The sequence below is a fragment of the Vibrio floridensis genome, assembly GCF_021852965.1.
In the GTDB taxonomy this organism is placed as follows: Bacteria; Pseudomonadota; Gammaproteobacteria; order Enterobacterales; family Vibrionaceae; genus Vibrio; species Vibrio floridensis.
Genome location: NZ_JAKGCY010000001.1, coordinates 759,224 through 777,971, shown reverse-complemented (window position 1 = coordinate 777,971; position 18,748 = coordinate 759,224). Strand labels below are relative to the sequence as shown.

Sequence of the window (18,748 nt, the reverse complement as noted above, 5' to 3'; positions counted from 1 at the left end):
AGCAAAGCAGGCTTCTTAAATAAAGAAGACCTCTCACACCGTAGAGAAACAGGTTGAACCGATAAAAATGACGACGCGATACGCTAAGAAGGCAACATGCTCAAATTAACTTCATCAGATATTACGCTCCAGCAGAGCGCCGACAACAAACTTGATGCGATCAAAAGCATCGCTGCCGCTCTCACCGCAAAAGGATTGGTTGAGCAAGGTTACGTCGAAGGCATGCTCAACCGTGAAGCGCAAAACTCCACATTTTTGGGTAATGGCATTGCCATCCCTCATGGCACGACCGACACGCGCGATTTGGTGCAAAACACCGGGGTGGCCGTACATCACTTTCCTCACGGCGTTGATTGGGGCGATGGCAACAAGGTTTACCTTGCGATTGGTATCGCCGCGAAATCCGACGAACACTTAGGCATTCTCAAGCAGCTGACTAAAGTGCTCAGTGCAGACGGCGTAGAAACGCGTTTGCAGCAGGCCACAACGGAACAAGAGATCATTGCTTTGTTGAATGGCGAAGTTCAACTTGAAGCCGACTTTGATGCCGCCAGCATCCAGCTGCTCTTCCCTGCCAGCGACATGATCCAGATGAGCGCGGTTGCCGGCGGTTTGATCAAAAACAGCGGCAATGCAGGCAGCCAATTTGTGGCAGAGCTCGTGACCAAAACCCCAACGCATCTGGGCAAAGGTTTGTGGCTAGTTGGGAGCGATGCCAGCGTCACTCGGACTGCCGTGTCGTTTGTGACGACCGCAAACGATTGTGAGTATCAAGGCACACCCGTAAAAGGCTTACTGGCATTTGGCGCTTGCAACAACGCGCACCAAGCGATACTCGCCAACCTAACTCAATTGGTTTATCTAGGTCAGCAAGAGACCTTACTCAGCGCGAATGCCGAACAAGTGATTGCCATGCTGACAGGGGAAAGCGTTGCAACACACGCCTCTCAAGAGCCAGCAACGTCCGACAATACCGCGGTATTTAAAATCAAAAACGCACACGGTCTGCATGCGCGCCCTGGTGCCATGTTAGTGGCAGAAGCGAAGAAATTTGAATCCACCATCAAAGTCGCAAACTTAGATGGCGACCGCTCAGTAGTCAACGCGAAAAGCTTAATGAAAGTAATCGCGCTTGGCGTGAAACACGGTCACCAGTTGCAATTTACCGCGGAAGGCCCAGATGCTTCTCAAGCACTTGAAGCAATTGGCGCAGCGATCGCCTCTGGTCTTGGTGAAGGTTAAGGTGCTGCTATGACCACTCAAATGACCAACAAAGTTGTCACTATTACGCTGAACCCCGCGCTGGATCTAACAGGATCACTAGAGCAGTTAAACATTGGTTCTGTCAGCCTTGTGAATCACAGCAGCTTACACGCGGCTGGCAAAGGGGTAAACGTCGCGAAGGTGTTGAGCGACCTCGGTGCACAAGTCACTGTGACGGGGTTTCTTGGCAAAGATAACCCTGAAATGTTTAGCCAACTGTTTGCCGATATCGGTGCAAGCGATCAGTTTGTGCGCGTCGAAGGCGCAACGCGCATCAACGTCAAATTGGTCGAAGCCGATGGCCGAGTCAACGACATCAACTTCCCTGGCGTCACGGTGAACGAACAAGACATCGTTGAGTTTGAGCAGCGCTTAACTCGCCTGATGACGGATCACGATTACTTTGTGTTTGCCGGCAGCCTACCTCAAGGTGTGACGCCAGAGCAGTGCGCAAAGTGGATAGCGTTACTGCAAAATGCAGGCAAGAAAGTGCTGTTTGACAGCAGCCGAGCCGCGCTAAAAGCGGGACTCGACGCCGCACCTTGGCTAATTAAACCCAATGACGAAGAACTCAGCGAGTTCGTGGGAAAAGCACTGCACAGCGCTGACGAATGCCAGCATGCCGCACAAAGCCTTGCCAACAAAGGCATCGCCAACATCGTTGTCTCTATGGGGGCGGACGGTGTGATGTGGCTTCATGACGGTCAATGGCTACGCGCCATGCCACCGAGAATGTCGGTCGTGAGCACCGTTGGCGCAGGCGACACCTTAGTGGCCGGCATATGCTGGGGCCACATGCAACAAATGCCAAAAATGGATTTACTGAAATTTGCCACTGCACTGTCCGCGATGGCGGTCACGCAGGTTGGCGTGGGATTAACCAGCCAGCAAGAGCTGGAAAGCATACAACAAAGAACGCAAGTTCAATCGCTTGACGACGTGCAGAACTCTGCTAGCGCAAGCTAAGAGACATAAGGTTACTACTATGAAAATTGCGATTATTACTGCCTGCCCTAGCGGCGTAGCAAACAGCATTATCGCTGCGGGATTACTCGAACAAGCAGCGAAAAGCCTCAACTGGGATGCATCGATTGAATGCCAATCGAGCGTCATGCCGACTACACCACTCTCTGCGCAGCAAATTGCGGACGCGGATGTGGTTGTGATTGCCACCAATACCCCTATCGATGAAAGTCGTTTCGTTGGCAAAAAGCTGTATCGCTCTGAGATCAGCGCGGTCACCAGCGACGCCAACGCCTTCTTACAAAGCGCGGTAGAGAAAGCGCAACTGCTGCAAGCCAGCGCTGACGTTCAACCCACAGTGCAAACTGCGGCGAAGAAAATTGTCGCCATCACGGCTTGCCCGACGGGCGTTGCACACACCTTTATGGCGGCAGAAGCTCTAGAGGAAGAAGGCAAACGTCGTGGCCACCAAATTAAAGTGGAAACGCGCGGTTCTGTGGGCGCGAAAAACCAGCTTACCGAGCAAGAAATTGCTGACGCGGATCTGGTGATCATTGCAGCAGATATCGAAGTGCCACTGGATCGCTTCAACGGTAAACTGATGTATCGCACCAAGACAGGCCCAGCATTAAAGAAAACGGGCGAAGAGATGGACAAAGCGTTCGCTCAAGCAACGGTTTATCAACACACTGCTTCGGCTGGTAGCAGCAACGCTTCTGAAGAAAAAAAAGGCGTTTATAAGCACCTGATGACGGGCGTCTCTCACATGCTTCCTGTGGTCGTGGCAGGTGGTTTGATCATCGCTCTCTCTTTCGTTTTCGGTATCGAAGCGTTTAAAGAAGAAGGCACATTGGCTTCGGCACTCATGACCATCGGTGGAGGCTCCGCTTTCGCACTGATGATTCCCGTTCTTGCTGGCTTCATCGCGTTTTCAATTGCTGATCGCCCAGGTCTAGCTCCTGGTCTCATTGGCGGTATGTTGGCAAGCTCAACTGGCGCGGGTTTCCTTGGTGGTATCGCGGCGGGCTTTATTGCTGGTTACTCAGCTAAATTCATTGCAGATAAAGTGCAACTGCCACAATCAATGGAAGCGCTAAAACCGATTTTGATCATCCCGTTCATTGCAAGCTTGTTCACCGGTCTCACCATGATTTACATCGTAGGTGGCCCGGTTTCCAACATCATGTCCGCGATGACAGAATTCCTCAACAACATGGGCTCAGCGAACGCAGTACTGCTGGGTGTGATTCTTGGCGCGATGATGTGTTTCGACCTTGGCGGTCCTATAAACAAAGCGGCTTACACCTTTGGTGTTGGTCTACTGGCTTCTCAAACTTATGCACCAATGGCAGCCATCATGGCGGCAGGCATGGTACCTGCACTGGGTATGGGCTTAGCGACTTTCCTAGCGAGAGATAAGTTTGAACCAAGCGAGCGTGAAGCAGGCAAAGCCTCTTTTGTACTTGGTCTGTGCTTTATCTCTGAAGGTGCCATTCCTTTTGCAGCGAAAGACCCAATGCGTGTCATCCCTGCTTGTATGGCTGGTGGTGCATTAGCCGGTGCCCTATCCATGCTGTTTGGCGCAAAATTGATGGCACCTCACGGCGGCCTGTTTGTACTGCTGATTCCAAACGCGATTACTCCTGTGTTGATGTACCTAGTAGCCATCGCCGCAGGTACCGCATTAACCGGTTTTGGTTATGCCTTCCTGAAAAATCGTGCTGAAGCAAAAGAAGCAGCAACGGCTTAAATTAAGCATTAGATACATAGATAAAATCCGATATGGGACTTGCTCATATCGGATTTTTCTTTTTAGGGGGGATAAGCCCGCGATCAATAATGCGCGATCAATAATGGTAGAAACGTGCTCACGTCTGTTAGCCAAACCCACTCATAATTAACAGCTGGCTAACATAGTTCTGCCAGCCTACCAGACACAACGATGCATGCTAAAACAAAAATGCCAGTCGGTATTTCACTGACTGGCATAAGTTTTAACCTAAGCGCTGATAACGCTTTTGATGGTAAGAGTTATAACTTTCGCACTACCCTAAATCCGGCAAAGTTAGCTGCAGAGTCAGGAGCAATAAACAACACCGATTCCGCTTTGGCTTTTTCAGGAGAAAAGCTCCAAGCCCCCCCCTTCAGTAGCCCTTTCGCATCGGCTGTCCATTCCCAAACGTTACCGACCACGTCGTACAATCCAAAAGCATTGGCATTAAAAGATTTAACCGGAGAAGTACTGTTATTTGACCAAGGCGTTCCACCCCAGCCGGTATTTGCTTGACCAGAACCAAAGCTTTCGCCCCACCAGTAGTTTCCTTCTGCTCCCGCACGAGCACCAATTTCCCACTCATCTTCACTCGGCAAGCGGTAATGGTAACCGGTTTTGTCCGATAGCCAGTTGACGTAAGCTTGGGCATCATTTTGGCTAACACAAACGACCGGTGAGTTTTCTTGCTGACTAAAGCCAGGATCGCGCCAATACTTATTCGTCACTGGCGTAATAGCCGCTTGTTCAATGCGAGTACAAATGTTCTGCAGTTCAGCATCGGTTTGGTAATTGGTTTGATCGACAAACGCTCTGAACTGCGCCACAGTGATGGGCGTGGTACTGATAGAGAAACCGCGGCTCAAACGCACTTGCTTACCAGCACGTTCACCAACCATGTATGTTCCTTCGGTGATCACTGCCATTTCTGGTGTCGGTAAGCTGCCAAGGTTGTCAGCAAAGGTTTCGCCCGTTTTAGCTTGATTACGTGTCGCAACAAGATTTGCGCGCAGCGTTTGATCGCCCGTCACCATTAACTCTGTTTGAAAACGGCTGTACCCCTCTTTCTCAATAGTGATTTTATGGCTCCCCGCCGGCAGCATAATTTCTACCGGTGTTGAACCATAGCGAACACCATCAATACTGACAGTATCACCGTACTGACTCGAACGAACAGTGAGAGTATGCCAAGCCGTTTCTTGCACTTTCTCACTACTCGCCACCTGACTAGGTGCAAAACAGTACTTGGAGTCCACATTGAGCAGTTTACACGGGGCATTTTCTGCTGGTCGTGCATTAAGTGACACATTCAGCACTTGCGTGTATTGGTTCTCACCAGAGAAAGCCGCTTTTGATGACTGATGCTTCATGACGTGGATATTAAGCGCTGCTTGAGATTGATTCTGCTTCGCCAGTTTTGATTCTGTGGTACTTTCAATTAGCTCACTTTGGAACTGACGAACCGCTTTTTGCAAGGCGAGCGTAGTGGTTTGCTTCGAGCACTGCTCAAGCGTCATGTCTGTTTTACACGTGTTGGTAAATGAAACGGTCAAATCACCCGTTCGACTGATTTCATTCCGTATCGTCGCTATACGTGCGCGCTGTCTGTCTTCTTTCAATTGCTCAATTTTGCTGCGTACTAAGGTTTCTTCGGCAAGAATCGCGGCCAGTTCTGCATCCAAAGTTTCTTGCGCTTGACGCGCTTCCAGCTGTTCAGATTGATTTTGCTTAACTTTCGACCATGCAGATTGATAAGCACTCTGCGCTGGCGTTAAGTCAAAATCTGGAGTTTCTGTCAAACGTTGGTAATCCTTAGCCAACTGTTGCTTGGCTTTGTCGAGCCGAGCGGCCAAATCCACTTCTTGCTGCTTTAATCGCTCAAGATGTTCAACTTGATTACTCAGTTGGTTTTCTTTCGCAAAACGTTTTTTTTCCACGTCACTCAGTAAAGAGTTCTGGGAAAACAAAGCGTCATCAACCACCACCACAGGATTCGCTTCTTCTGCGATGGCTGGAGCTCCAGCAACAACAGGAAGCATGGCGAGAGTAAGTGCAGAAAAAACTAAACGCATGATAATTACTTCATTAAAACCTTTGGGAAATACCAGTTCGAGCGAAACTGGCGTTTAAACAAAAATGCAAAAGCAGGGTTACCCCTGCTTATCTTCAACCAGTTTTACCCAAACCGTGTCAGTTGTGCCGACATAAATCTCTCGGTTGTAGGTTTCATACCCTGGTTTAGAGACGGTAAAACGGTGTTTACCTTTTGGTAACAATAGCTCTACCGGTGTACTACCGTAGCTGACGCCATTGATGGTCACTGAGTCATTGTATTGGTCTGAACGCACGGTCACCGTGACCCAATCTTTCTTTTCTTGCTTTGTACTATTGCTGCTAGCAGATAAGCAATAACGCGTTGAAACAGATAGGAGTTTACAAGCTGCCGTCGCTTCTGGCTTCGCTTGCAATTGAGCCTGAATGCTGGTTGAGTAAGCGCCATCACCGGAGAAACCACTTTCAATGGTCTGGCTCTCTTGAACATGAATGTTCAGTTGTACACCCTGCAGGTTCTGCTTTGCCAGTGTCGACTCTGTCAAGCTCGCTAAAAGTTTATCTTTGAAAGTGTTTACCGCTTTTTGCTTGGTCAGATATTTACCTTGACTAATACATTCCCCGATGGTCATCGTTGCCGAACAGGTTGTGGTGTAACGAGTTTCCAACACAGAACTTTCGCGCAACTCTGCTACTAAACGCTTAACTCGAGCTTCTACATGCGCTTCTTGCAAATTGGTGTACTCGCTGTTTAAACGGGCCAATTTCTGCTTAATTTGTGACAAACGAGATTCGCTCTCAACAATACTTTGATCACTCTTTAGCTTTTCGTTTTGATTGTGCTTCAACGCTTCCCACGACTCTTGGTACTTCTTCTGGAAAGAAACCAAATCTGTATCAGGATCTTCTAGCAAACGAGCGTATTGTTTATCGAGAGCCGATTTTGCACGGTTACGTTTGGCTTCTAACTCCTCCGCTTCTCTTTGCAAGCGGGCGTTATCACTTTTCAAACCTTTTAGCTGATTACTCTCTTCGCCATACTGCTCTTCTACTGCTTTAATTTCCTGCTGCTTTGTATCGATTTTTTCATCAACAGCCACAACGGGATCAACTTGACTGACTTCTTCCGCTAATACAGAAGATGCCCATGGAAAACTTAGCGCAAGCAAAAGCGCTGGGATTGGACGTATGTTCATAGTTCCCTGCTCAAATAACGTTACATTCTGTACGTGCAAAACGAGATAGCCATCTCGTTAATCTAAACAATCTCTCTTCAAAAAAAGGCATCTGCCTACAAGTGAAGAGGTAACTCAAGATCTCTGTTAATTGTTAGAAACGATCTCCTGAAAAATCATTGTATATCAATCCTGTTGAGAATATTGTTTTCAAAGTCCAAACCAAATCACACTTTTGAGCTAATTACGTAATTAATTCACCCTTTTTACAGCTGCGTCGTTGAGAACAACCAAGAAACAAGTGGTTACACTAAGAAAACTATTGAATAATGAAAATCGCTTTTGCAAGCAAAATGGGGGTTCATTTCGAAACAAAACGCCTTCTTGGAGAAATTATGATTCGAACCCCATCATTGCCTACAACACCAAAAACTCACATATCAATTCAACAACATGTATTGATGAGCTAATTAATAAAATCCATCAAGATCACCATACTGTTCGTTCAAAAAACGTTGATTTGTGCGCTATCTCAGCGGTTTAATGGTCTTTTCTTTTAGAAATCGCTATCCTTCTGCTTTAATTAAACACATCGCTCATTAAAACAATCAAACAAATGAAACTTAAAACATTTCTTATGCTTGGCGTGGTGACGCTTTTTGCCGGTTGTGCCACCTATGCAGGCCTCAACTATGACCAACTTTTTGGACAAGCCGAAGTGCGCGACCGTGTCGCAGGCGTGAACTCCGCACCTAGCGATTTTTTCCTTCATGATGTAAAGCCTATCATCGAAAATCGCTGCGTGGTTTGCCACGCTTGTTACGATGCCCCTTGCCAACTCAAACTGTCGTCAGTGGAAGGTATTGATCGTGGGGCAAGCAAGAGCCTCGTTTATGAAGGGACACGACTGACAGCTTCAGCTCCCACGCGACTGTTTGAAGATGCGCAAACTACCCAAGAATGGCGTAATGCTGGCTTTCACCCAGTACTTAATGAGCGAGATCAAAATGGTGTCGCGAATATTGATGCGGGCCTGATCGCTCGTTTGCTGCAACAGAAAGAGCGTCATCCGTTACCTCAGCAAGTTCAACTCGAGGGTTTCGACTTTTCGATCGATCGCGAACAAACTTGCCCAACCATTGAAGAATTTGATCATTACGAACGTACCAATCCAACTTGGGGCATGCCGTTTGGCATGCCAAACCTATCCGCGAAAGAGCATCAAACTCTAATCACTTGGCTAGAAAATGGCGCAGTGATGAATGAGCACATTCCATTGACGCAGGCTGAAGCAGCAGAGGTCAACCGCTATGAACAGTTGCTCAACAAGAGCTCGCGAAAAAACCAACTCGCAGCGCGCTATATCTATGAGCACCTTTTCCTTTCACACCTCTATTTTTCAGAGTTAGAGGGAGATGTGCGTTTCTTTACCCTCGTCCGCTCTGCAACACCACCTGGTGTTCCGGTGAAACGCATTGTCACTCGACGTCCCTATGACGATCCCGGTGTCGAGCGCGTTTACTATCGAATCATTGCCGAACAAGGCACCATTGTGGACAAAACCCACATGCCTTTCGCTCTCAACCACCAGCGTATTAGCGACTGGAAAACGTGGTTTATTGATGCTGACTACGTGGTGAATACGCTACCGAGCTACGCTCCAGAAGTGGCCGCGAATCCGATGACGGCTTTCATTGACCTGCCAGTGCAAGCCCGCTTCAAGTTCATGCTCGACAACGCACAAAACACCATCATGGCCTATATTAAGGGACCGGTATGCCGTGGCCAGTTAGCCTTAAACGTCATCAATGATCGTTTTTGGGTGTTCTTCCTTGATCCTGACAAAGCTGACATACCGCAAGTCAATGAGTTCTATCATTCTCAAGCGGAGAACCTTAGGCTTCCTGGTGAGCTTGAAAGCAACACTTTGCCAGTCACTAACTGGGTTAAATACGCAGCTCAGCAAGCACGCTATTTAGAAGCCAAATCCGAATTTATTAATGGCTGGTTTAAAAATGGAACCCATTTAACAACGGACATTATTTGGGATGGCAACGGTACCAACGCTAATGCAGCTTTAACCGTGTTCCGTCACTTTGATAGTGCTTCAGTCGTGCAAGGTTTGGTTGGCGAAAAGCCAAAAACCGCATGGGTACTTGATTACGCACTGCTTGAGCGCATCCACTATCTACTGGTCGCAGGGTTTGACGTTTATGGCAACTTCGGCCATCAGCTCATTACGCGTATGTTTATGGATTTCCTACGCTTAGAAGGGGAAAGTAACTTTATTGCTTTGCTCCCTGCTGATATGCGTCATCAAGAGCAGTCAAGCTGGTATCAGCAGCAAAACCGTCAGCTCAGTGATTTTTTACAGCGAAACGTCGTGCCCTTTAGTCAGCCCACCAGCGTGGTTTACCGCACTGACGATCCTAAATCAGAACTGTTCGACATCTTACGCAAGCAAGTAAATCCAATCCTTAACCCACGTTATGAGATTGTCGACACAGGAATGAGTAAAGAAAATGAAGCACTACTGGATTCTCTCAATCGTGAGCGAGGCGAACACCTACTACCGATACCACAAATCACTATGTTGATGATTACGGCAGAAAATGGTCAAGAACAACTCTACACCCTGCTTCATAACAACGCGCACATTAATATCTCAAGCCTGTTCAATGAAGAAAAAAACCGCGATCCCGCCAATGATAATCTGACGATTGTGCGCGGCGTTGTGGGCAGTTACCCAGCAGCGTTTTTCTCCTTAAAAGAAGAGCAGGTCAAAGAGTTTGTTGATTCTTTAAAGTTAATACAATCGGAACAAGACTACGTTAAGTTGTTGGATAAATTCGCAGTTCGCCGCAGTTCACCAGAGTTTTGGGCATTCAGTGACAAAGTCCATCAATGGTATCGTGCCGATCAACCTATCGAATTTGGTTTACTTGACTATAATCGTTTTGAGAATAGGTAGCACAAACTAACGTAAAGGAGGTTCCCATGAGTATCCAAGATAAAATCGAGGCTCTGGAGCAACAAATTTACGTCGCATGTTCTGAAGGCGATTACGACACCGTGAACATGTTAGAAGGCAAACTGGAACGCTTGAGAGGGCGCATTGAGCACCCATTTGATGACCCTAATGGGTTAGCGAAATCATTTGAATGGGATAGTGAAGACTAAGCGCCCTCGCTTTTGTGACAACTCACTGTCGCTACATAACAGCGTGCCAGTTGCGTCGCCTTTTAGTAAAACCGCTCAATGCTTTACATTTTGAGCGGTTTTACTAATCCCTCTAAACCTTCGATTTTTAGCGCTAAAACCAATTGCATCAATTCACCAAGCTCCCCCGCAGGGAATTGGTCTTTTCGAGCAAACCAAAGTAAGTACTCTTCTGGAAGATCGATCAACACTCGACCCGCATATTTTCCAAATGGCATTTGAACTCGGGCGAGCTTGATTAAGTTTTCTTTCTCTAACACCCACATTTCTCCTTTCACTTATCGGCGAGCAAGCTTAACATTGCCGCTTCGACTCACCAAGGTAACTCCGAAATGAAATCTCCCTGCGTTGGCGCTTGTAAAAATAGTAACGGTCTCTGTCAAGGTTGCCATCGAACGATGAACGAAATTACTCATTGGAAATCGTATACAGACGAACAACGCGAAGAGCTGATGTTACAAATAAAGGGACGCAGTAGTACTCATCAGTGCCCTAGGTGTGATCAACCAGCACAATGCGATCTCTTGCTAGGAAAGTCGCATTGTTGGTGTTTTGATGTCGAACGTAGAGATACAGGAACGACCTCTGAAATGGCTCAATGTCTCTGTCGTCAATGTTTAGAAAAAGCACCGATCGCGTAGAGCACTTGTGTTAGTGAGGTTTTACGACTAGAGCATCGCTTGAAAATTCGATGCCTTGCCACCCAAAACGAATGAAGTTTCGAATATTCTGGTGATCATCGTTTTCGGGATGCAACAGTACATCATCACGGTAGTAATGACCAAAGCAAGCCAAAGTTGAAGATTCGTCAAGTTGATTCAATTTAGCAAACGCAAATATTTTGCATGAGCCATTGTTCTGCCCCGCCTCGTTGATACTTTCTCCATTACGAAACGCGGTAGGTGTGAACTCATAATGTGAATCGATCACCGCAATGACTTCTTGGAACTCTATACAACTTGGCGATTGCACTAATTTTTCAAGTAACTCATTTAAAGACATTCTTATCCCTCTTTATCATAATGAAATCCATAAGGATTACGAAAACTAACGGTATTGACTTGTTTGATCAACGTGTTTTTTCAATCACACATCTCAGCAATGGGCTGAAATGTTACAAAATACTTATTTTCATTCTAACCTACTCATTTCTATAAGCTTATTAATAGGAACAACTATCATTTACATTAAGCCGTATTCAGCTTAACATTCACGCTGTTTATAATTTTATTAATTAGGCTTTTCGGATTTGAAAGTTTCCCCATTTCGGCTCCTGTTCTCCTCGATTTGGCTTATCGGTGTGGTTGCTGCTTTTTTTTGCCTAACGCTAATCTGGTGGTATGAGTCGCAAAGAACACTCACTGACACAATGAGCTTGTCTTTTTATTTCTCTCCCTTGTTTGTTTATGGCTCGTTTGCTCTTTGCTTTATTACCATCACTTTGGTCGCGATATCGGTGGCTTTGGCACGTCACTCGCAGTGGTCGCAAATGACTAAAACTCTGGCAAAAGAAAAGAATCGCACCCTTGCGCAACAAGCTGTCGAGGATAATTTAACCCGCTTGTATAACCGACACGCACTCAACTCGTATATCAATAAGAAATTAGAAAAACTCTCTCAAGACCCCCATGAAGCGTTTTCAGTTCTTTTCATTGATCTGGATCGTTTCAAAATAATCAATGATTCGATGGGCCATTTAATTGGTGATCTCGTTTTGAAGCAAGTTGCAAATCGCCTACTTCTAAATGCTCGAAAACAAGATTCCTGTTATCGATTTGGTGGTGACGAGTTTGTTATTTGCCTTCCTGGAATGCACAGCCAAGAAACCTTAGCGAGAATTGCAAGACGGTACGCAGAACTTATCTGCGAACCTTATAATATCGAAGAAAAAATCTGCCAGGTCGGCGTCAGCGTTGGCATTGCCACCGTTTCAGATTCTTCATATACCTTGGACAAAATACTTCGCGAAGCGGACACTGCCATGTACCGGGCAAAAAAATCGGAAGACAGTAAAGTGGTCTTTTTCGATAACGATATGTTTGTTCAAGCCACGCGTCGATTTACCTTTGAACAGGAACTCTCTTTCGCCATTGAACGGGAGCAACTGATCCTTAAGTTTCAGCCAATTTTTTCCAATGACGGAGAAGAGTTGGTGAGCGTCGAAGTCCTATTGCGTTGGCATCATCCAGATAATGGCTGGATCTCTCCCGCAGACTTTATACCAATTGCAGAAGAGGCTGGGTTGATAAACAAAATTGGGGATTGGGTGATAGAAAAGACTTGCTACACGGTATCACAACTGCATGAACACTATTCCATTGATGAGCTACCAAAATTTAATATCAATGTCTCTGCAAAGCAGTTTATTAATGGTCAAGTCCTACACAGCCTGAATACGCATCTGGCTCGCTACCAATGTCCGGCAAAATTGATTGGAGTAGAAATAACCGAAACCAGCCTATTGTCTGATAGCAAGCTCACTATCAGTGTGCTTAAAAGTATCAAATCATTGGGAATCACAATCTCGCTAGACGACTTTGGTACTGGTTATTCGTCTTTGGCGATGCTCAATCACTGTCCAATCGACGTCGTAAAGATGGATCGAAGTTTTGTGAGTCACGTTGCAGACATCCATCACCGCTCAGCCCATATTTGCTTTGCGATTATCAACATGGCTCATGCCATCGATATTTCTGTTGTGGCAGAGGGTGTGGAAACATTGGAACAATTAAATGCCTTGAAGTCTTTCCACTGTGACTATGTCCAAGGTTTTTTAACAGCCAAGCCAATGAGTCTTGAAGAGTTAGAGCTATTTTTTATCGACTCTTCTCTAAAAAAAATAGCTTGATAGAGGTTACATCGTTTCCACGTTATGGTTGGATGTAAAAGAAGGGATTACTCTATCAAGCCAGCGAGGGAGGGATACATTTATAGCCCTCAAAGCAAATACGTTAACGAATCACTTGATCACATTTTGCTGCGCAAATGAAGTCATTCTTATGTAACCCTTTAATTGAGTGGCTCCACCAAGTCACCGTGACTTTGCCCCATTCCAACAAAATCGAGGGGTGGTGAAATTCTTGTTCCGCCAACTCGGCTATTTGATTACCAAATTGCCATGCCTGAATAAAGTTTTTAAATTTATAGACTTTCTCTAATTGAGGAATATTGTTTCGCTGAACTATCTGCCAACCTTCTAGCTCAGCTAATAGCTCTTGTTGTTGCGAATGGTTCAACCCAACTGCATCAATACTGCACGCTTCACATTTTAGTTCATCAAGCATCTACGGTTTCCTTTGGTTTAAATAATGGGGGCAGCAAGCCTGCGAGCATTGCGTTATCTACTGCATGTATAAGGTCTTTCTGGCTCAACTCAAACAGGTTACTGATGTCATCTAATACAAAATAGATTGGCTGCATAATGTCGATTCGATAAGGTGTTCTTAATACTGTTTGTAGATCGAATTGGCTTCTCAAAGGCCTTTCATCGTCAAGTGCATATAGGGTTTCACCAGGAGAAGACAGCACCCCGCCGCCATAAATTTTCAGTTCATCATTTTCTTTCACTAAACCAAATTCAACTGTAAACCAGTAAAGACGGGCTAAATATGCCCTCTGCTTTGGCGTAGCGCGTAGGCCTAGCTTGCCATATTTTTCGGTAAACGTGGCGAAATCAGGATTCGTTAACATCGCACAATGACCAAATATTTCATGAAAGAAATCGGGCTCTTGAAGGTAGTCAAACTCTTCTCGGGTACGCAGGAAAGTCGCCACTGGAAACTGCTTATTTGCAAGTAAGGTGAAAAACCGGTCGAAGTTAATAAGTGCCGGGACGGGTTCGACACGCCAGCCTGTCGTAGACTGTAATACCTTATTAATTTCAGGTAATTGCGGCACCCGTTCTTGAGGAAGTTTCAATAACTTTAACCCATCGAGATAAGCTAGACATGCTCTGTTTTCAATCACGCTAAGCTGTCTTGTAACCAGATCATGCCAAATGGCGTCTTCTTCAGCACTCCACGCTACGTGTCCTTGACTATCTACAGATCGAGATTGGTAGTGACTCATCACAGCCTCAAAATTAACATTCCATTTACATACAGCCTATCTTTTGCTGCGGCCTCTTCCAATCCGATCAATCAGTTTTTATGCCGATCTTCGTGTAACATATTATTTACATCAACAGCGGTAAACCTTACATATCAATGATGTGCCATCCTCTAGCCGTTTGACTTTTGAGCGAAATAGATTAAGACTTATTCTTGTTAATGAATGGTTAACAATGAGAATAACAATGCCAAATTCAAACCCAATCTGGACACCCTCCGCCGAGCGGATCGCTCAAAGTAATCTCAAAAAGTTTATTGAACACATCAATATGCAAGGCGAAGCTATCGAGAATTACGTTGAACTTCATCAATGGTCTCTGGTTGAAAACAAAAAGTTCTGGATGGAAATCTGGGCATACTGTGATGTCATCGGCTATCAAGGTGATTGCATCATTGGTGAAGGAAAACCCAAGTGGGGTAAATACGTCTCTCATCGAGACAACATTTGGTTTCCTCAAGCAGAGCTAAATTATGCTGAAAATCTTCTCTCCTCCGCTTATCAAAAACCCTCTGAGCCCGCCATCTTGTTTCACAATGAACGAAACGAAGAAGCGACGCTCACCTGGCAAGAGTTGAGTGATCAAGTTTCCGTCATCCAGCAGTGGTTGGTTAGAAATGGGATAGGTAAAGGGGATGTGGTTGCTGGTTACCTACCTTACATACCGGAAACCGTCATCGCAATGCTTGCCACAACGAGCCTAGGCGCGATTTGGACATCAACTTCTCCTGACTTTGGTAGTGAGAGTGTGATTGAACGCCTTGGACAAGTAAGTCCTAAAATATTGTTCTGCTGTGACGGCTATTCCTTCGCTGGAAAAACCTTTGATATGACGGAAAAAAATAAGCATATCGTCGAGAAGTTGCCTGAACTCGTCAATGTTTGTGAAATCCAATATCTAGAAACGCCCGAAGCAGAGCACAACAACGGCTATTCCATCTGGTCTGCGATTCTGGAAAATTATGATCCAAAGGGAATTGCCTACGAACGCGTGTCGTTTAATTCACCTTTGTTTATCCTCTACTCCTCGGGGACGACAGGTAAGCCCAAGTGTATTATTCACAGCGTCGGCGGTACAATTCTCAACCATCTAAAAGAACATCAATTGCACTGCGATATTCAGCCTGATGACCGGATCTTCTATTACACCACTTGTGGCTGGATGATGTGGAACTGGCATGTTTCTGCCCTGGCTAGTGGGGCTACGCTAGTGATCTATGATGGAAGCCCTGTCTACCCCAGTCACTCGAGATTATGGGATATGGTTGATGAGTGTGAAGTTTCCCTTTTTGGCACCTCTGCAAAATATCTAGAAGCACTGCAGCACGCGCACTATGAACCTTCCATGTTTCATGATCTCAGTACTTTAAAGACGCTTTGTTCAACTGGTTCCACTCTTTATCCCGAGCAATTTGACTTCGTTTACTCAAGTATTAAGGCTGATTTACATTTAGCATCCATTTCGGGTGGTACTGACATTTGTGGCTGTTTTGTATTAGGAAATCCGATTTCCCCAGTGTATCGAGGCGAAATCCAATACGCTGCTCTGGGTGCATCAATAGCGGTTTATACGCCACAAGGCAAGCCAGTCGTTGAAGCTCGTGGCGAGTTAGTCTGTACGAACTCGTTACCCAACTACCCCATTGGCTTTTGGCACGATGACGGTCAGCGGTACCATCAGGCTTATTGGTCTAAGTTCCCTAATGTTTGGCATCATGGTGATGATGTCATCATGACAGGACATGGAGGCTTGATCTTTTTTGGTCGCAGCGACACAACACTCAATCCTGGAGGGGTTAGAATTGGAACTGCCGAAATCTATCAACAAGTTAACGCCATACCTAGTATAGAAGAGTCGATAGCCGTTGGACGAATGAAAGAAAGAAACGAAGAAATCTGGTTGTTTGTTAAAATGGCTGGGGGTTTCACTCTTAATGATGCAGTCATTCAGCATATTCGTAGTGTTTTGCGCACACAATGTTCACCTCGGCATGTACCGTCACAGATATTCTGTCTATCCGATATTCCGAAAACTCGATCAGGCAAGCTAGTCGAACTGGCCGTTAAACAAATCGTAAACGGAGAAGAGGTGATAAATTCGGGTGCTATTGCGAACGTGGATGTCCTACAAGAAATTAAAGACATTATAAGCGATATAGCGTAACTGTTATTTGCTAATTAAAAAGCCGAGCATAGAAATGCTCGGCTTTTTTGACGCTCTCAGTTGGGCGATAGAACGCTACCGCCCGACTCAACTAAATTAATCTTCGTTGCGACGTGGGCGACCGTGACCACGTTCACCACGATGGTTGCCACGGTGATCACCACCACGGTTGCGGTCAAAACGACGCTCGCCATCACGGTTACCACGGAAACCACCTTCGCGACCACCTTCACGGTTACCACGGTAGCCACCTTCACGTCCACCTTCGCGACCGCCTTCACGATTACCACGGTAGCCGCCTTCACGACGACCGCCTTCGCGGAAACCACCTTCACGGCGACCACGGTTTTCATTGAAGTCGTTGAAGTCACAAACAACAGCACCTACTTCTTTCTGGCGAATACGCAGTTTACGAAGTTTGCTTGCAGCTTGTGTGCTCATCGCTTTTGGTAGCTGAACAAACGTATGCTCTTGAGCCAGTTTGATAGCACCGATTGAGCCTTTACCTAAACCAAGCTCATTCGCCAATGCACCAACGATGTCTTTAACCTGCACACCTTGTTCACGACCAACTTGAAGCTGGTAAGTATCCCAGTCTTGGTTTGCAGCAAAGTTTTCACGACGACCACCGTTGTCACGGCTATCACGACTGTCACGGCGCTCACGACGATTCTGTTTATCACGTTCGATCGCTTCGACCATTGGGTCTTCACCAACGTAAAACAGTGGACGTTTGCCTTGCTGACGCTTCAATAGAATCGCTGCTAAAACGCTTGAATCGATCTCTAGACGCTCTTCAAGTTTCTCAATAAGTTCAGCAAACTTGTCCAGAGCTTTGTGCTCGATGTCAGCTTGAAGTTCAGCGGCAAGTTTATCTAGACGCGCTACTGCTACTTGGTCACGAAGTGGCAGTTGGATCTCTTCCATCGAAGACTTAGTCACACGCTCGATAGTACGAAGCATGCGAATTTGGTTTGTGCGAACAAGAAGGATCGCTTTACCTTTACGTCCTGCACGGCCAGTACGACCGATACGGTGGATGTATGACTCAACATCGAATGGGATGTCGTAGTTAAACACGTGAGTGATACGTGGCACGTCTAGACCACGAGCAACAACGTCTGTCGCAACAAGAATATCGATAACACCTTGTTTGATGTGATCAACCGTGCGCTCACGTAGAGACTGAGGAATATCACCGTGTAGTGCCGCTGCTTTGAAACCGCGTGCACATAGCCAATCCGCTAGGCGCTCAGTGTCTTGGCGAGTACGTACGAATACGATTGACGCATCTGTCTCTTCTGTTTCAAGAAGACGAGACATTGCTTCATCTTTTTCTACGCCTTTAACAACCCAGAACTGCTGTGCAACTTTATCTACAGTGTGATTTTTACCTGCAACGTCGACAGTGATTGGATCACGCAAGAAGCGCTCAACAATGTTTTTCAGCATTGGAGGCATAGTTGCAGAGAACAATACGCGTTGTGCAGATGATGGAGCGTGCTCCATGATTTCCGTCACATCGTCAACGAAACCCATGTTTAGCATTTCGTCTGCTTCATCAAGAACGAAAGTATGCACTTCACCTAAGTCTAGGCGCTCGCGGTTGATAAGGTCTTGAACACGGCCCGGAGTACCCACGATAACGTGAGCGCCATTCTTAAGAGCACGCATTTGATCAACGATAGATGCACCACCGTAGATTTCTAACACTTTCAAACCACGGATGTTTTGACCAAGGTTTTTCATCTCAGCCGCAACCTGGATCGCTAGCTCACGAGTTGGAGCCAGTACGATTGCTTGAGGTTTACGCTGTGCGAGATCAAGTTTGTTGAGAAGAGGCAGAGAGAATGCTGCCGTTTTGCCCGTACCCGTTTGTGCTTTACCTAGCGCATCCACACCTTGTAATAGATGAGGAATCGCAGCTGCTTGAATTGGTGTTGGCGAAACAAAGCCCATACCATCAAGAGCGGAAAGGATAGCATCATTCAGCTCTAAATCGCTGAATTGAATTACAGAATCTTGCATTGGGAT

General features: G+C 46.1%; 15 protein-coding genes. 8 read left to right on the top strand and 7 right to left on the bottom strand.

The window, feature by feature from the left end:
- The first annotated feature begins 96 nt into the window (after positions 1-96).
- The 3 genes from fruB to fruA are packed head-to-tail and all read left to right on the top strand — an operon-like array spanning position 97 to position 3,976.
- The gene (gene fruB, locus LZU85_RS03235; RefSeq protein WP_206624971.1) at positions 97-1,242 is read left to right on the top strand and encodes a fused PTS fructose transporter subunit IIA/HPr protein; all 1,146 of its coding nucleotides are present in this window, start codon (positions 97-99) and stop codon (positions 1,240-1,242) included.
- A 9-nt stretch (positions 1,243-1,251) separates the two neighbouring features.
- Entirely contained in the window at positions 1,252-2,229 is a 978-nt protein-coding gene (gene pfkB / locus LZU85_RS03230) for a 1-phosphofructokinase (RefSeq protein ID WP_206624970.1), read from the top strand.
- Positions 2,230-2,248: 19 nt separating this feature from the next.
- Complete coding sequence (gene fruA / locus LZU85_RS03225; RefSeq protein WP_237286357.1) at positions 2,249-3,976, top strand: PTS fructose transporter subunit IIBC; 1,728 nt, start codon at positions 2,249-2,251, stop codon at positions 3,974-3,976.
- Positions 3,977-4,257: 281 nt separating this feature from the next.
- Here fruA and LZU85_RS03220 read toward each other — a convergent pair whose 3' ends face one another.
- Together LZU85_RS03220 and LZU85_RS03215 are read right to left on the bottom strand one after the other, a co-directional pair.
- Positions 4,258-6,069 (bottom strand): SUMF1/EgtB/PvdO family nonheme iron enzyme, encoded by a 1,812-nt coding sequence (locus tag LZU85_RS03220; RefSeq protein WP_237286356.1) that lies wholly within the window; start codon positions 6,067-6,069, stop codon positions 4,258-4,260.
- A gap of 78 nt (positions 6,070-6,147) precedes the next feature.
- Positions 6,148-7,245, bottom strand: coding sequence for a PEGA domain-containing protein (locus tag LZU85_RS03215; protein ID WP_237286355.1), 1,098 nt, complete (start codon positions 7,243-7,245; stop codon positions 6,148-6,150).
- Between the two features lie 595 nt (positions 7,246-7,840).
- Between LZU85_RS03215 and LZU85_RS03210 the strand changes: the two genes are divergently transcribed.
- On the top strand, positions 7,841-10,195 hold the full coding sequence (locus tag LZU85_RS03210; RefSeq protein ID WP_237286354.1) for a fatty acid cis/trans isomerase: 2,355 nt from the start codon (positions 7,841-7,843) through the stop codon (positions 10,193-10,195).
- A gap of 26 nt (positions 10,196-10,221) precedes the next feature.
- The gene (locus LZU85_RS03205; protein ID WP_237286353.1) at positions 10,222-10,404 is read left to right on the top strand and encodes a hypothetical protein; all 183 of its coding nucleotides are present in this window, start codon (positions 10,222-10,224) and stop codon (positions 10,402-10,404) included.
- A gap of 83 nt (positions 10,405-10,487) precedes the next feature.
- Here LZU85_RS03205 and LZU85_RS03200 read toward each other — a convergent pair whose 3' ends face one another.
- On the bottom strand, positions 10,488-10,703 hold the full coding sequence (locus LZU85_RS03200) for a DUF3820 family protein (protein WP_237286352.1): 216 nt from the start codon (positions 10,701-10,703) through the stop codon (positions 10,488-10,490).
- Positions 10,704-10,775: 72 nt separating this feature from the next.
- Here LZU85_RS03200 and LZU85_RS03195 point away from each other — a divergent pair, with 72 nt between their 5' ends.
- Positions 10,776-11,084, top strand: coding sequence for a cysteine-rich CWC family protein (locus tag LZU85_RS03195; protein WP_237286351.1), 309 nt, complete (start codon positions 10,776-10,778; stop codon positions 11,082-11,084).
- Positions 11,085-11,094: 10 nt separating this feature from the next.
- Here LZU85_RS03195 and LZU85_RS03190 read toward each other — a convergent pair whose 3' ends face one another.
- On the bottom strand, positions 11,095-11,445 hold the full coding sequence (locus LZU85_RS03190) for a HopJ type III effector protein (protein WP_237286350.1): 351 nt from the start codon (positions 11,443-11,445) through the stop codon (positions 11,095-11,097).
- A 454-nt stretch (positions 11,446-11,899) separates the two neighbouring features.
- Here LZU85_RS03190 and LZU85_RS03185 point away from each other — a divergent pair, with 454 nt between their 5' ends.
- Positions 11,900-13,291: a putative bifunctional diguanylate cyclase/phosphodiesterase gene (locus LZU85_RS03185; RefSeq protein ID WP_237286349.1), complete on the top strand. Its 1,392-nt coding sequence runs from the start codon at positions 11,900-11,902 to the stop codon at positions 13,289-13,291.
- A gap of 103 nt (positions 13,292-13,394) precedes the next feature.
- On the opposite strand, the gene LZU85_RS03180 is transcribed toward LZU85_RS03185, so the two are convergent.
- Complete coding sequence (locus LZU85_RS03180; protein WP_237286348.1) at positions 13,395-13,727, bottom strand: 4a-hydroxytetrahydrobiopterin dehydratase; 333 nt, start codon at positions 13,725-13,727, stop codon at positions 13,395-13,397.
- A complete protein-coding gene (phhA, locus tag LZU85_RS03175) occupies positions 13,720-14,511 on the bottom strand; it encodes a phenylalanine 4-monooxygenase (RefSeq protein ID WP_237286347.1) in 792 nt (263 codons plus the stop codon). The genes LZU85_RS03180 and phhA overlap by 8 nt, the downstream gene beginning before the upstream one ends.
- 226 nt (positions 14,512-14,737) lie before the next feature.
- On the opposite strand from phhA, the gene LZU85_RS03170 reads away from it, so the two are divergent.
- On the top strand, positions 14,738-16,714 hold the full coding sequence (locus tag LZU85_RS03170; RefSeq protein WP_237286346.1) for an acetoacetate--CoA ligase: 1,977 nt from the start codon (positions 14,738-14,740) through the stop codon (positions 16,712-16,714).
- Between the two features lie 96 nt (positions 16,715-16,810).
- Here the strand turns inward: LZU85_RS03170 and LZU85_RS03165 are convergent, their stop codons facing one another.
- Positions 16,811-18,742, bottom strand: coding sequence for a DEAD/DEAH box helicase (locus LZU85_RS03165; protein WP_237286345.1), 1,932 nt, complete (start codon positions 18,740-18,742; stop codon positions 16,811-16,813).
- Positions 18,743-18,748 lie beyond the last annotated feature (6 nt).